At 38.9% G+C, this 14,531-nt stretch carries 14 protein-coding genes; 2 read left to right on the forward strand and 12 right to left on the reverse strand.

The window, feature by feature from the left end:
• The first annotated feature begins 3 nt into the window (after nucleotides 1-3).
• Together ACSVDH_RS22290 and ACSVDH_RS22295 are read left to right on the forward strand one after the other, a co-directional pair.
• Nucleotides 4-1,008 carry a FecCD family ABC transporter permease gene (locus tag ACSVDH_RS22290; RefSeq protein ID WP_439251827.1) on the forward strand — a complete coding sequence of 335 codons (1,005 nt, stop codon included), beginning with the start codon at nucleotides 4-6 and terminating at the stop codon, nucleotides 1,006-1,008.
• Complete coding sequence (locus tag ACSVDH_RS22295) at nucleotides 1,005-2,012, forward strand: FecCD family ABC transporter permease (RefSeq protein ID WP_439251826.1); 1,008 nt, start codon at nucleotides 1,005-1,007, stop codon at nucleotides 2,010-2,012. The genes ACSVDH_RS22290 and ACSVDH_RS22295 overlap by 4 nt, the downstream gene beginning before the upstream one ends.
• Nucleotides 2,013-2,080: 68 nt before the next feature.
• Here the strand turns inward: ACSVDH_RS22295 and ACSVDH_RS22300 are convergent, their stop codons facing one another.
• The 12 genes from ACSVDH_RS22300 to ACSVDH_RS22355 all read right to left on the reverse strand — a co-directional run bounded on the left by ACSVDH_RS22300 (nucleotide 2,081) and on the right by ACSVDH_RS22355 (nucleotide 14,517).
• A complete protein-coding gene (locus tag ACSVDH_RS22300; protein ID WP_439251824.1) occupies nucleotides 2,081-3,142 on the reverse strand; it encodes a Gfo/Idh/MocA family protein in 1,062 nt (353 codons plus the stop codon).
• A gap of 21 nt (nucleotides 3,143-3,163) precedes the next feature.
• The gene (locus ACSVDH_RS22305; protein ID WP_439251823.1) at nucleotides 3,164-4,027 is read right to left on the reverse strand and encodes a sugar phosphate isomerase/epimerase family protein; all 864 of its coding nucleotides are present in this window, start codon (nucleotides 4,025-4,027) and stop codon (nucleotides 3,164-3,166) included.
• A gap of 104 nt (nucleotides 4,028-4,131) precedes the next feature.
• Nucleotides 4,132-5,505, reverse strand: coding sequence for an extracellular solute-binding protein (locus tag ACSVDH_RS22310; protein ID WP_439251881.1), 1,374 nt, complete (start codon nucleotides 5,503-5,505; stop codon nucleotides 4,132-4,134).
• 95 nt (nucleotides 5,506-5,600) lie between these two features.
• Nucleotides 5,601-6,419 (reverse strand): carbohydrate ABC transporter permease, encoded by an 819-nt coding sequence (locus tag ACSVDH_RS22315; protein ID WP_439251880.1) that lies wholly within the window; start codon nucleotides 6,417-6,419, stop codon nucleotides 5,601-5,603.
• Nucleotides 6,420-6,496: 77 nt separating this feature from the next.
• Nucleotides 6,497-7,444, reverse strand: coding sequence for a carbohydrate ABC transporter permease (locus ACSVDH_RS22320; protein ID WP_439251822.1), 948 nt, complete (start codon nucleotides 7,442-7,444; stop codon nucleotides 6,497-6,499).
• Between the two features lie 86 nt (nucleotides 7,445-7,530).
• Nucleotides 7,531-8,358, reverse strand: a complete 828-nt coding sequence (locus tag ACSVDH_RS22325) for a carbohydrate ABC transporter permease (RefSeq protein WP_299092846.1) — start codon at nucleotides 8,356-8,358, stop codon at nucleotides 7,531-7,533.
• Between the two features lie 12 nt (nucleotides 8,359-8,370).
• A complete protein-coding gene (locus ACSVDH_RS22330; RefSeq protein WP_439251821.1) occupies nucleotides 8,371-9,312 on the reverse strand; it encodes a carbohydrate ABC transporter permease in 942 nt (313 codons plus the stop codon).
• A 62-nt stretch (nucleotides 9,313-9,374) separates the two neighbouring features.
• Nucleotides 9,375-10,643, reverse strand: a complete 1,269-nt coding sequence (locus ACSVDH_RS22335) for an ABC transporter substrate-binding protein (protein ID WP_439251820.1) — start codon at nucleotides 10,641-10,643, stop codon at nucleotides 9,375-9,377.
• Nucleotides 10,644-10,666: 23 nt separating this feature from the next.
• Entirely contained in the window at nucleotides 10,667-11,647 is a 981-nt protein-coding gene (locus ACSVDH_RS22340; protein WP_439251819.1) for a Gfo/Idh/MocA family protein, read from the reverse strand.
• Nucleotides 11,648-12,655 (reverse strand): Gfo/Idh/MocA family protein, encoded by a 1,008-nt coding sequence (locus ACSVDH_RS22345; protein WP_439251818.1) that lies wholly within the window; start codon nucleotides 12,653-12,655, stop codon nucleotides 11,648-11,650.
• A gap of 15 nt (nucleotides 12,656-12,670) precedes the next feature.
• Entirely contained in the window at nucleotides 12,671-13,663 is a 993-nt protein-coding gene (locus tag ACSVDH_RS22350; RefSeq protein WP_439251817.1) for a Gfo/Idh/MocA family protein, read from the reverse strand.
• Between the two features lie 14 nt (nucleotides 13,664-13,677).
• The gene (locus tag ACSVDH_RS22355) at nucleotides 13,678-14,517 is read right to left on the reverse strand and encodes a sugar phosphate isomerase/epimerase family protein (protein WP_439251816.1); all 840 of its coding nucleotides are present in this window, start codon (nucleotides 14,515-14,517) and stop codon (nucleotides 13,678-13,680) included.
• Nucleotides 14,518-14,531 lie beyond the last annotated feature (14 nt).

Consider the following 14,531-nt stretch of genomic DNA (forward strand, 5'->3'; position numbering starts at 1 on the left):
GTGATGACTAAACAAAATCAACTCCCGTTTATTTTTAAACTAATTGCTTGCCTTATTTTATTTGTGGGTATGTTTATTGCATCCATGATTTTTGGAGCTGCAGATACAACCATAAAGGATGTATGGCTCGCAGTAACGTCTACTGTAAAAAGCGACAGCATTTCCATTCTTCGCGAAATTCGTTTGCCGCGTGAAATTGCGGCCATTTTTGTTGGTGCCGCACTCTCCGTTTCCGGAGCAATTATGCAGGGACTCACAAGGAACCCGCTTGCAGATCCAGGCTTACTTGGACTGACTGCTGGGGCAAATGCGGCTCTTGCGATAACCCTTGCTTTTTTCCCTTCTGTTAATTACTTCGGAATTATGATTGCATGTTTTATTGGCGCTGCCGTTGGAACGATTATGGTCTTCGGCATTGGCGCCATGAAAAAAGGGGGATTTTCACCGCTCCGCATCGTTCTGGCTGGTGCAGCTGTATCTGCTTTTCTCTTTGCCATAGGAGAAGGAATTGGGATTTATTTCAAAATCACCAAGGATGTTTCCATGTGGACAGCTGGAGGATTAATTGGGACTTCATGGAGCCAGCTTTATGTAATCATCCCGTTTATCGTCATTGGTATTTTGATTTCCCTTTTCTTTTCAAGACAACTGACCATTCTAAGTTTGAGTGAAGAGGTAGCTGTTGGCTTAGGGCAAAAGATCGTTTATATAAAATCCATCCTTTTTATCGTGATCATTTTATTAGCTGGTGCAGCTGTATCACTTGTCGGAAATATGGCATTCATTGGGTTAATGGTTCCCCATATTGTTCGTGCCATCGTTGGTACAGATTACCGCCATATCATTCCAATTTCAGCAATTATCGGAGCAACCTTTATGCTTTTTGCTGATACATTAGGCAGGACGATCAATGCTCCATTTGAGACACCTGTTGCTGCCATTGTAGCCATGATGGGCTTACCTTTCTTCCTATTGATTGTGCATAAAGGAGGCAAAACGTTCTCATGATCCACCCAGCCTTACTAAAAAAACAACGAATAATTTTATTTGTTTTACTTGCATTCATTCTCTTAACCATCGTCATAGGGATTGGAATAGGCTATGCATCGTTATCGTATGACAGACTGTTGCCCACGATCCTCGGCCAAGGTACGTTTAAAGAAGAATTTGTTTTATTTTCAATTCGCTTACCGCGAATTTTCATTACATTTTTAGCAGGTATGGCACTTGCATTATCCAGTGCCATTTTACAAGGAATCACCCGCAATGATTTAGCTGATCCCGGGATTATTGGGATTAATTCAGGTGCTGGTGTGGCGATTGCTATTTTCTTTTTGTTTTTCCCTATCGAAGCAGGATCATTTGTTTATTTGCTTCCGCTTGTCGCTTTTGGCGGTGCACTATTAACCGCATGCTTAATCTATGTTTTTTCTTATAATCGAACAATGGGCCTGCAACCTGTAAGATTAGTGTTAATTGGAGTCGGATTTTCCATGGCGCTCTCCGGGGTGATGATTGTTTTGATTTCATCAGCAGAACGGGAGAAAGTTGATTTTATTGCCCAATGGTTAGCCGGGAATATTTGGGGATCAGACTGGCCTTTTATTTTAGCCATTCTTCCATGGCTGGTTATCCTGATTCCTTTTACATTGTATAAAGCAAATCGCTTGAATCTACTAACCTTAAGCGAGCCTGTAGCCATCGGGGTTGGTGTTTCCATTGAAAAGGAACGCATCGCCTTGCTGTTAACAGCCGTTGCCCTTGCTGCTTCTGCTGTTTCCGTCACAGGTGGAATTGCGTTTATCGGGCTTTTGGCGCCACATATTGCAAAGGCTTTAGTTGGACCGAGGAATCAACTGTTTATCCCGGTTGCGATTTTAATAGGGGGATGGCTGTTATTGCTCGCAGATACAATCGGCCGTAATGTGATTGAACCTGATGGGATTCCAGCAGGAATTATGGTCGCTTTGATAGGTGCACCTTATTTTATGTATTTATTATTGAAAAAATAGTATAGAAAATCCCATGGAATTTAGCGATTCTCATGGGATTTTTTACCTGTTATTATTTAATAAAACATTTAATCAAAACTAATCTCAGTTCCCTTTTGACTGGATTCATATATTCCGCATAAAATCTTCATGATCTCCACTCCATCTTGTACCGGACTCAATGTTTCTGTTTCGCCAATACAGCTTAGGACAAAATGGTCGATTTCACTTTGGAACCCTTGAACGAAATCGAATGTTAAGGAATCTACTTGTGGAGTAGCATTCAGTATCGTATTGTACTTTTCAGTAATGATGGCTAATTCAGGCTCAACCTCCACTCCACCTTTATCACCGTATAGCTTGACGGCAATTTCATCTTTCTTTGCGTGAAGGGTAAAGCTTACGTCAACCATTAAGGAAGCCCCATTTTCAAAGCGAATCAATGCGTTTGCCAAGTCTTCGACCGAGTTTTTATCCGGGTCATAATCTGCCGCTTTATAGAATGATAGATTTTGAACATTTGATCGGTTCCCCAACTTTGAATAGGTATTGCCGGATATTGTTTTTACTTTTGGTTTCCCCATCAAATACCAGCAAATATCGATTACGTGGACACCCAGATCAATAAGCGGGCCACCGCCAGATCTTTCCTTATCTGAAAACCATCCGCCTGGATTTCCTAATCTTCTTAAGCATGAAGCTTTTGCATAATAAATATCCCCAAGTTCATTTGCATCAATAAATTCCTTTAAGATCTTCGTATTTGAAGCATATCTGCGGACAAAGCCTACTTGAAGAACCTTGCCCGTGTGTTTTACGGTTTCTTCAATTTCCTTAGCCTCTTCAACTGTTGTACATAGCGGCTTCTCAACTAATACATGCTTGCCAGCTTTTAAGGAAGCAATCGCGATTTCTGCATGTGAATGATTCCATGTACAAATACTGACTGCCTCAATGGTTTCATCCGCCAATAATGATTGATAATCACTATAATAGTTTGAAGCACCATAGCGGGTAGCTTTTTCTTCAGCTCTTATAATATTGAGATCACAAACAGCGACTAACTCAACGTTTTCATTCTTTTCATAGGATTGCAAATGCATATCTGAAATCGATCCGGCACCAATTACTGCTACTTTAAGTTTACTCATATCTTCTATTCTCCCTTTCTATTAAACTTGTTCCCAAATTCTGCGGACATTGTCCAAACTAATTTTTGACCCATGCTTACACTCTTCCATACCTTCAAATTCAATTGAGATATAGCCATCATAATTTGAATGCTTAATCACCTTAATGACTTCATACATATCTATATCTCCGTGGCCAACGATTGAACCTCTTAAATAATTTCCTGAGGATGTTTGAAACCACCCTTCCCCGGGATCTTGATTTCCAGTCCGGTAATAAAAATCTTTAATATGAACCATTGAAGCATCGGAAATATTTTTCTTTATTGCTGAAATAGGGTTCTCATCCACACATAAAAAATTCCCTGTATCCAAAGTCGTTTTAAAATTTGCTTTATTGACATGATAAAGCAGCGTTTGCACACGGTCACTTGCTTGAACAAAATATCCATGGTTTTCAACACTCGTGGTAATATCATAAGCTGCCGCATAATCGGCTATTCGCTTGCATGCATTTGCAAGCTTTGGCAAATCCTCTTCAAATTGCTGGATCGAGATCTCTCCAATTGGCCGCCAAGCTATATCATGACGCATACGTTTTACCCCAAGACGATTTGCGATATCAACTTGTTTTAATACTCTTTCTATTTCCTGTTCATATTGACCTTCATCTGATGTGATAAAATTTGCGCCTATCGCATAATTCGAGATCTCAATCCCGACTGCTTCAGCTTTTTGACGAATTGCATCTGTTAACGCTGGATTATCGTCTAATGAAAAACCCATTGGTACGATTTCAATATGCTCTCCGCCTTGATCTGCAATCCATTCAATTGCTTGTAAAATATCTATTTCCTTTGACTTTAGTGCTGAATACAAGCTATAAGAGCTTAGTCCTAGTTTCATTTTTGTCCTCCCATTTCATTGTTCGATAGAGTTAATTTATATTTAAAGTAAAACAATTAATACCATAGAGAAGATCATTCTCTTCTCGATTGGTAAAAAGCAATTTACTGATTTGCAGACCATTTTTCGGCTCTTGATTGTAAATCATCTAAATAGGATTGAATATCCGGTGCCTTTCCGTTATGTGCCTTACTTATAAATCCATTAATTGCTGGAACAATTTCACTTCCAAAAAACGGATTTGCTTCATCTAGCAACGTCGATTTCGAAACTTGAGCAATTTCCATTGCTGTTTTCATATATTTATCTTCTTCCTCGACAAAGCTGGCATCTGCAAGGGTTGGAGTATTTTTAAAGTTTACATAGTTCCATTCTTGAGTAATAGGTCCAGATAGGAATTTCAAAACCTCCCATGATGCTTCTACGTTTTTCACATCTTTTGCCATTACAAAGGGATCTACCGCAACCCATCCTTCACCATTTGGGCCAAGGTTTAGAGTTGATTCATATCGATCAAGTAACTCCTTATTCCCTGAAGCCTTAACCTCTCCCATCGTGCTGGCACCTGAAGCATCAAGATGAATCGCAATATTGTTTTTCTCTAATCCGAAATTTTCATTTCCTTGTGAATTTAAAATACCAGGTGGAGCATATTTTGCCGCCTCTTTTAACCATTCAAATATTTTGACCATTTCTGGTGAATTCAATTTCCATTTAATATTTTTTAAATCATTTAATGTCCCTTCTCCCCCAGTTGCACCAAACGCGTGGCTTAAAGCAACAAAGGATGAAGCATTTAGAGATTTTCCGTCCCACCAAATGCCATAGTTTTCTTCTCCAGTTTTTGGATTTTTGCCTGTCATTGCTTTCGCTTTCTCTAATACTTCTTGAGGGGTTGGGTTTTCAGATAAATATTCTACTCCCCACTCATCAAATAACTGTTTATCATACATAATAATTCTTCTTCCTAACACAGCTGGAATGCCAAAATGAACACTCTTATCATAGGATTTTGTACTATAGGAGTTTTCCCATACACCTTCTAAATAGATGCTGGGGTCAAAAGTAGAATCATTTTCAATCAAATCATCCAACCCTCTTAATAAGCCCTGTTGCTGCCATTGGGAAGCAAAAGCTCCTCCTGTATAAATAATGTCTACATCTCCTGACTGTAACATGGCCGTTTGTTTTGCCTGAGCATTTTCCCATGGCACCTGGTAAACTTCTAGTTTAATATTTGGATATCTTGGTTCAAATTCTTTTTTAATAAAGTCATTAAAACCCATATTTTCTATACCCGTAATAGGATCAATTCCACTTTCTAACTGCCACCCAGCGAGAGAGACACGAACAGTCCCCTCAACTTCAGATACAACATCAACATCGCTTTTTTCCACTTCACTACTTGGGGAAGAAGAACAAGCGGCCATTGAAACAAACATAAGCAAAGCGATAAACATCATCCAAATCTTGTTGATCATCATATTACCCCCTCAAATTTGTTTGATCCACTTTTGTACAAACTAAGATGATCATCTAATCGATTTGTTTCACTTCCCCCCCTCAAAAGGTTCTATTGTTTCATACCAGAAAGAGCTATGCTTTCTACAATAAATCGTTGCAGGAACAAATAAAGAACAATGACGGGTATTAGACTAACTGTTGTAGCAGCCATGATAACGGAAGGCAGCGGCAAATCTTTATTGTATGAAAACATGGCTAATCCTAATTGAATCGTGAATTTATCAGGTGTTTTTAAGGCTAATAACGGCCAAAGCAAATCATTCCAAACGGCTAAAAATTGCAGAATGACCATTGTGGCTAAAATGGGTATACATAAAGGTAAATAAACCCTGATAAACACGATTAATTCACTGGCTCCATCAATAATGGCAGCTTCTCGTAAACTTCCCGGAAGTTGATCTATGAAGGATTTTGCTAAAAACGTTCCAAAGGCGTAGTTTAACGCTGGTAAGAAGAAGGCCCAATAAGTATCTAAAAGCTTGAACTCTCCAAACATTAAATATTGAGGAATCATCGTCATTTCAAAGGGGATCATCATGGTACTTAAAGCAAAAATAAGAACAATATTTGCTCCTTTAAATTTCAACTTTGAAATAGCATACCCTGATAAGAGTGCTGACATGAGGCTGACCATAATGACACCTACCGAGACTATTAGAGAATTAATCATATACTTTAGCATCGGGATATTTGTGAAAGCCATTTGATACGTTCTAATAGAGAATTCTTCTGGCCAAAACCTTGGTGGAAATGGTATTTTTAGCCTTGCTGCCCAGTCAAAACTTGTTAACACCATCCAAATGAATGGAATAATCATAACCAACGAACCAATTAGTAATACAAATGTTAAAATCCAATCTGAAATCATTTTTGATTGTTTCAAAGACTTTTTACTATGGATAGGTACCCTACCATTTATTGATGTTGCTTTCATCATATCCCCCCTTAATCAAAGCTACTTTTTCTATTTGTATACTGTAAGATAATCGTTAATACGAGAATAAAGAAGAATAAGATATACGAAGCTGCAGTAGCTATTCCCATTTGTGAAGATAAAAACCCATTTCGATAGATATATAGTACGGCAGTCATTAATGAGCCTGCAGGATTTCCGGCAGTTCCACCTATTAACCAGACATCTGTAAATCGTTTCATAGCATTGATTGTCCCGATAATGACCATAAATAGAATAATTGGTTTTAAATATGGTACGGTTATATAAAACCATTTTTTCAGCCAATTTGCGCCGTCTACTTCGGCCGCTTCATATAAATCCCTTGGAACACTTGTTAAGGCAGCGATAAAAATAATTGTGTTATATCCTAGCATCCCCCAAAGTGTCATTAAAACGATACTGAACCTTGCATATTTTGGATCTGTAAACCAGCCAATCGGCTCTATACCAAAAATCCCAATAACATAGTTTAATAACCCTTCACTTCCGGGATTGAATAGAAAAGAGAATAAAATACTAGTGGCAACTAAAGAAACGACATTAGGTAAAAAGTATACTCCCTTAAAGAAATTTCTCCATTTTAACCAACTAATATTGTGGATTAAACTTGCTAAAATAAAGGATAGGGATACACCAAAAATAACGGATAATACTCCCATATAAAACGTGTTATAAATAGATGTCCAAAACAATGAATCTGTTAGCACATATTTATAATTACTTAAACCGGTCCATTCCCCCTCATATGATTGTGATGATTTTTTAAAGCTAAGAATTAATGCGCCAATCATGGGATAAATTGAAAACACTACTATTCCGATCAATAAGGGTGCAGAAAATAAATAACCTGCCCAATCTCGGCGAGTAAAAAATTTTCTCCGCCTCACACCTGTTGTACTCAATGGAGCCCCTACTGAGGTTTTTAATTCAGTTGACATAACCTCACTCCTTTTGAAGATATCGAATCATTCATACCATATTGCCAATTACAAAGTTGGTACAGATGCTATAAAAAATACGATGATTACCCTTTAACTCCACTTAGCGCAATTCCTTCAATAAAATACTTCTGTAAGAATAAAAAGATAATAATCATTGGCGCGGTTGACATTAGTGCTCCCGCCATTAATAAAGGATATTCCGTTGCGTATTGTCCTTGGAAAGTTGCAATACCTATCGATAAAACCCTCATCTCATCAGAGTTTGTTGCGATTAATGGCCATAGGAAATCATTCCAGGCAGCTAAGATCGTGAAAATGGCAAGCGAGACAAGTGCAGGCTTTGATAATGGCAAGATAATGCGCCAATAAATTCCGAAGAAAGAACAGCCATCGATTTTGGCAGCCTCGTCCAGTTCTTTCGGAATAGCCATAAAAAATTGTCGCAAAAGAAATGTTCCAAATGCACTAAAAATCCCAGGAACAATAATTGCATAAAACGTATCAATCCAGCCCAGCTCCCTCATAATGACAAAGCTTGGAATCATAACAACCTGAGAAGGGACCATCAATACAGATAAAATGGCAATAAAGATGATATTTTTGCCGGGAAATCTTAGTCTTGCAAAGGCATAAGCTGCCAAAGAGCAAAGAATAAGCTGAAATACCGTTCTTGCTACAGTAATAATAATCGTGTTCAAGTAATATTGAGCAAAGTTTATCTTTTCAAAAACTTCTAGATAATTTTCAAATTTAAACTCTTTAGGAAAGATCGTTGGCGGCACCTGCATCGATTCAGCAAATGATTTTAACGATGTTGAAACCATCCATAAAAAAGGCATGATCATAATAATGGATCCAATTATTAGCAAACCATGGACAACGATTTTCTTTCTTTTATCTGCATGCACCATTTCCCATCCCTCCTACTGATAATGCACCCATCTCTTCTGAAGTACAATCTGAATGATGGTAATAATGAGAATGACAACGAATAAAACTAATGCTTGTGCTGAGGCATAGCCCATATTGAAAAATTTAAACCCATTCTCCCAAACGCTATATACAACTGTTCTCGTAGGATCTAATAAAGAGGCATTATCGCCAATCATGACAAAAATCAAATCAAATACCTGCAGTGAATTGATCATCGACATGACTAGGACAAAGAATAAACTTGGTGTTAATAAAGGTACTGTGATGTTTATAAATTTTTGAAATTCATTCGCCCCATCTAAATTTGCAGCTTCATAATAGGATGCTGAAATTCCTTGCAGGCCGGCTAATAAGATTACAGCGTTATATCCAACACTCATCCAAACACTTACAAGAATAATAGAAAATAAGGCAAATTTTTCATCAAACAACCAGCTAGGCTGTGGTAAATGAAGCAACCCAAGAATATAATTAATTAATCCAAATTCTGAATTGTACAACCATCGCCAAACCATACCGACCGCAATCGGCATCGTTACTACGGGAATAAAAAATAGCGTTCGATAAATGACAATCCCTTTAATTTTTTGATTAAGTAAAACTGCTATAACTGTTGCAAAAATAATTGAAATCGGGACAGATACAACCGTAAATAAAATCGTATTGATCATCGATTGCACAAATGTTTCTTCTTGAAATAATGTGATGAAATTCTCCAGTCCGATGAAAATAGGTGCCGTAAGTCCATCCCACTTTGTAAAGGCTAGATAGAATGATGAAACAGCAGGTGCTAGGTAAAAGATGGTTAGCCCTAACACAACAGGTGCTATAAAGATGTATCCCCATAGCGCTTCAACTGAGGCCATTTTCGATCTTTTTTTGCGGTTTATTGTTTGAACCATTTGCTTAGATCGGGCAGTTTGCACTTCCATTAATGAACACCCCTTTGTTTGGATCAGGGGAAGCCCGGAATCCCAGTACCTCCCCACCCATATTAATTTTTAGATTCCTTCTCTAGGATTTTGTTCATCTCTGAAGCAATTTTCTTCGTAGCATCTTCAATCGATTTTTTCCCTAACAAGGCAGCTTGAATTTCCTTATCCTCAATTTCCTGCCATTCCGCCGTATTTTTCGATACTGGGTATGGTACTCCAAACTCTAGGCTATCAACGAAAACTTTTAAATCTAGAGAAGGGATCGACTCTAACCATGCGTCTTCCGTACCTTTGTATGCAGGAATACTAAAGCCTGATTCTGCCATCCATTTACCAGCTTCTTCACCAGCTAACACTTTTTGCAGCTCCCATGCCAATTCTTCATGCTTTGTCTTTGCATTCATAACCCAGCTCAAGCCGTGAACAATACTGGCTTGTTCTTTTCCTTTAGGAAGAACCGCTACACCTAAATCTTCACCTAGCATTTCATGCAAAACAGGGGCATTCACTGAAATATTCGGAAGCATGGCTGCCTTACCTGAACCAAAAATTTGGTTCACCTTTGTTTCAATCTGTGCCTGGGCAGAAGGTGAAATCCCCTCATCCATTAAATCCTTTGTCCATTGCAATGCGCTTTGGGCTTCAGGAGAATCAAAGCCTGATTTTGTTTTATCATCACTAATGATAAAGCCCCCTGCTTGATGAATTAAGTTATAGTAACCCGCTTGGTTGGATGCTGAAGCAATATACCCATAAATTCCATTCTCTTTATCCGTTAGCTTTTTGCCAACTTCCTCCACCTTAGCCCAGTCCCAAGTCTCATCTGGATAAGGAATCCCAGCTTCATCAAAGATCTTCTTATTATAGAAAAGACCAATTGAATCTAAGAAATAAGGTAAGCCAAATAATTTATCCTCGTATGTGTAGAGATTAACTAATGCAGGTGTATAGACACTTGTATCTAATTTATCTCCATCTATTAAAGGCTGAATATCCTTAATAAGCCCTGAAGATGCATATTGATAAAAGTTAGGACCATTCATCCAGAAAATATCTGGACCGCTGCCGCCGGCTAGACTTGTTTTTAACTTGGTCCAATAGTCAGCATATGGGGTATAGGTTACTTTTACTTCAACCTCTGGATGCTTTTCTTTGAATAATTCAATGGACTTATCTACTACTTCACTAACATTCTCATCCCATAAAGCAACATTTAGTGTCACTTTATCTGAAGATCCCCCTGAAGCACCTTCCTTGCTGCTGCAACCTGCCAGAAAGATACTTCCGATCAATATGACCCCTAATAAAAGCGAGAAAAATTTCCTCATCCCAAATCCCCCTTTATTGAAAGCTATTTATTTATTGAAACCACTTTTTTCAATCTGTCAGATTCATAAGCCGCCTTTACAACTTCCAATGTTCTTAAGCCATCCTCACCGGTAATAGATGGTTTTCCCTTTTGTCTTACACATTGAAGAAAATCAGCAATCAGCCCCTGATCCATGTCATCAGCCCATGAAAGATGTTGAATTTTTTTCTCCGTATCATTGTAGTAGACTGAATGCTGTTTAAAGGCATCGACAGAAAGGGTTCCTTTTGTACCGACAAATTCCAATAATACATCCCCCCAGGTAGGGAATGTTTTTGGTCGTGACCAGCTTGGGTCAATTGTCACAATGATGCCTGATTCAAGTTCCAAAGTGACAATGCCGCAGTCCTCTACATCAATCGAATAAAATTTTGTATCAAGCTCTGCATAGACATTTTTCACTTCATCATGTAAGATCCAGCGAATGAGGTCCATCACATGAACAATATGATCAGTTGCTGCTCCCCCACCTGATAATTCCTTTTCGATAAACCAGCCGCCTGGCATTTGTCCGTGGTTCGTTCCATTTATGGCAACCACTTCACCTATTGCTCCTGAACGAATTAATTCCCTTACTCTTTGAATGGCAGGAGCAAATCTTACCGGATAGGCAACTTGTAAAATGACACCAGCCTCTTCGCAAGCTTGGATCATCTCTTTTGCATCTTCTACCTCGGTGGCAATTGGCTTTTCACATAAAATATGCTTTCCAGCACGTGCTGCAGCAACCACATGCTCCTTATGCTTTTTATTTTCAGAACACACTACAACAGCTTGAAGCTCTAATTCTAGTAATTGCTCTAAATCGTCAATATATTGACAGTTAAAGAGATTAGCCATTTTCGACCCTCTCTCATGGTCTTCATCCCATATCGCGGTAATCTCAACCTCAGGGTCGGCAAGCAAATGCTTTGCATAGCTAAAAGCATGCATATGTGCAAAACTAATCATTCCGATCTTCATTTAAACCACCTCTTTTTTTGACAGTAGAGAAACAGGCTGCCCAATTCTTGCTGATTCAATAGCTGCCCTCGCAACTTCAACTGCTTTTATCACATCTTCATCAGAAATAATGGTCTTTTCTCCAGATATCAAACATTCCCTGAAATGTTGAAGCTGTTGTTGAAGCGGTGAACGCTTTCCTATCGATTCTGGTACAGCTACACCAAAACTGTTTTGGTTATGATCCTCTGATAAACTAAGTTTAATCGGGTTGCTATCTAGATTATTATAGGTAAGCATCCCTTTATCCCCTGTAATCTCAAAGCTTGATTCAAATGCCTTTTTGGCCCAGGACAATTCGAGATGTGCAATTGTTCCGCTTTGCATGCGTAATGTGACAAACGCATGCTCAATTGGCGTCCCATCCTCACTTTCTCTTTTCATTTGTATTGCCATCACTCTTTCAACCTCGCCAAACGTCCATCGCAGCCAATCAAAATCATGAATTCCCAAATCCAGCAAGACGCCGCCGCTCTTTGCTTCATCCATATACCATGCATCTCTTCCTTTAGGATAAGGACCTCCTCTTGACAATCTGACGACACCAGGGTTGCCAATTGCACCATTTTTCACTTGCTCCCGTGCGTGTTGATATTCTGGATAAAAGCGAAGGGTATGCCCGACAAGAAGCTGGACATTGTATGTTTTACAAACATCATAAAGTTCCTTACACTCTTTACCGTCTAGTGCAAGGGGCTTTTCACAAATAATATGCTTACCGCTTTTAGCAGCCTTTCGTATAAACTCACTATGCAAATAAGTTGGCAGGCATATATCAATTACATCAACATCTGATTTCAGCAGACCCTCATAATCGGTATAACCATTTGTCTTGTATGTTTCTGATAATTGCTCGACCACTCTATGGTTGCGGCCAGCGATTCCGCCAATTTTAACCGTTTTCATTTTTGACCATGCCTCTAAATGAAGCTTTCCCATTGTACCTGTTCCGACCACACCAATTTTCACTTCATTCACCTCTCGTTATAGCGATATTTTATCCTCGATTAAAGAAGACAGTTTTATAGGTAATCCTAATTCATTTGACTTATTGGATGCCAATGTTGCAGCAAGGGTTTTTACTCCATCCTCATAATCAGATAAGAGAATTGCCGGATCACCCTTCATGACAGCCTCAATAAAGCGATTATCCTGTTCCTGGTAAAAATCAACCTTTGATTTATAAGTGATTGTAGAATCCTTTTCAACAATTGATACATTCACTCCATCTATCTCAACACGAAAATCTTTGCCAAGAATTTCGATTCCTGTCCGATGGTCGAGCTGGGTCATAGAGGAATCTAGATGCCCCACTGCCCCTGATTCAAATGTAACGTTTACAGAGGTGACATCTGGAATGTCTATATTTGGTATATCAGATAATACTTGAAGGCTCATGTTTGCATAAACGGAATCAAATTCCCCTGCTAAGTAACGCATCAAATCAAGCGTATGGGTGGATTGTTCAACCAGCTGCCCCCCTGATTTATTCATTTCACGGTACCAAGGTGTTGAAACAAAGGATGTTATGTAATGCCCTCTTACCATAGCGATCGTTTTATCCTTTAAGTACTCCTTCGCTTTGGCGACAGTATCTAAATAGCGTAAACAATAACCAACTCCGCAAATAACACCTGAATCCTTTATGACTTTCGCTTTCTTTTGTACGGTTTCGATATCAAGGCCCAATGGCTTTTCTACGAGTAAATGAATGCCTTTGGCTACAATTTTTTCTTCTATATCGCCGTGTGCAAATGGAGGAACACAGACAAATACAGCATCCATCACTTCCTTCTCAAGCATTTCATCAAGATCTGTATAAGGTGTTGCATTGTATTGCAATCCTTTTTTCTTTGCGTTTTCCTCAGCAATATCACATACAGCGACAATTTCAGCATTTGAGTTTTTCGAAACATTTTCTAAATGGACACCAGCGATTCCGCCAACACCTACAAAACCTACCTTTACTTTACTCATCTTTTCCATCTCCTTTAATTTTTCACTTTCGTATGAGCTGATAAAATAACGTCCATATGACGGGCTGTATCAATCGGCAGTTGTTTCGGTCCAATGGCATATGGGCTAAGTTCAGCTGTAAGGACATCGTCATAACCGATTTCTTCAAGCGCTTCCATTACAGCAGACCAATTCACATCACCAGCTAATAGCGGAACAAAGCCGGTAATATTGCCAACCTTTGTACTAAAATCTTTTACATGCACCTTCTTAATTCGTTTCCCAAGGATGCGGATCCACTGCTCTGGGTAGCCAAATTGCAGGACATTTCCGACATCAAAATATGCTTTTGCATATTCGGATTGCAGTTCATCAATATAGCGTGCCATTTCAAGCGGTGATAGCAAAAATTTGTTCCAGACGTTTTCGATTCCAATTGTAACTTTTTGCTTCTCAGCCTCCTCCAGCACTTTGTTTAATTCTTCCTGGCTCCGCTTATAACAGTCATCATAGGAAACTTCTTGGGAGACTGACCCTGGAACAACGAGCACGGTGTCGATTCCCATGATTGCAGCCAGTTCAATTTGTTTAAGAATGATCCTTCTGGCTTGTTCTCTTACATCTGCATCAGGTGAAGATAACGGACTTTGCCATAATAATCCTGTAGATAAGCTTCTTAATTGCATCCCATATGATAGAGCAAGCTTGACAATGGCTTCAGCCTCTCCTGGGGTTGTATCCATTGTTAGTCCAATTCCCCCGGCATGATAGAGATTTAATTCCACTGCATCAAAGCCAGCCTCCTTACTGTAAGTAAATACATCCTCTAATGATGTCCCTTCTGGGTAGCACCATTGATTAATTCCTTTTAACATATACACCCATCCCT

This window comes from Metabacillus sp. Hm71, from assembly GCF_051842955.2.
Taxonomy (GTDB): Bacteria; Bacillota; Bacilli; order Bacillales; family Bacillaceae; genus Metabacillus.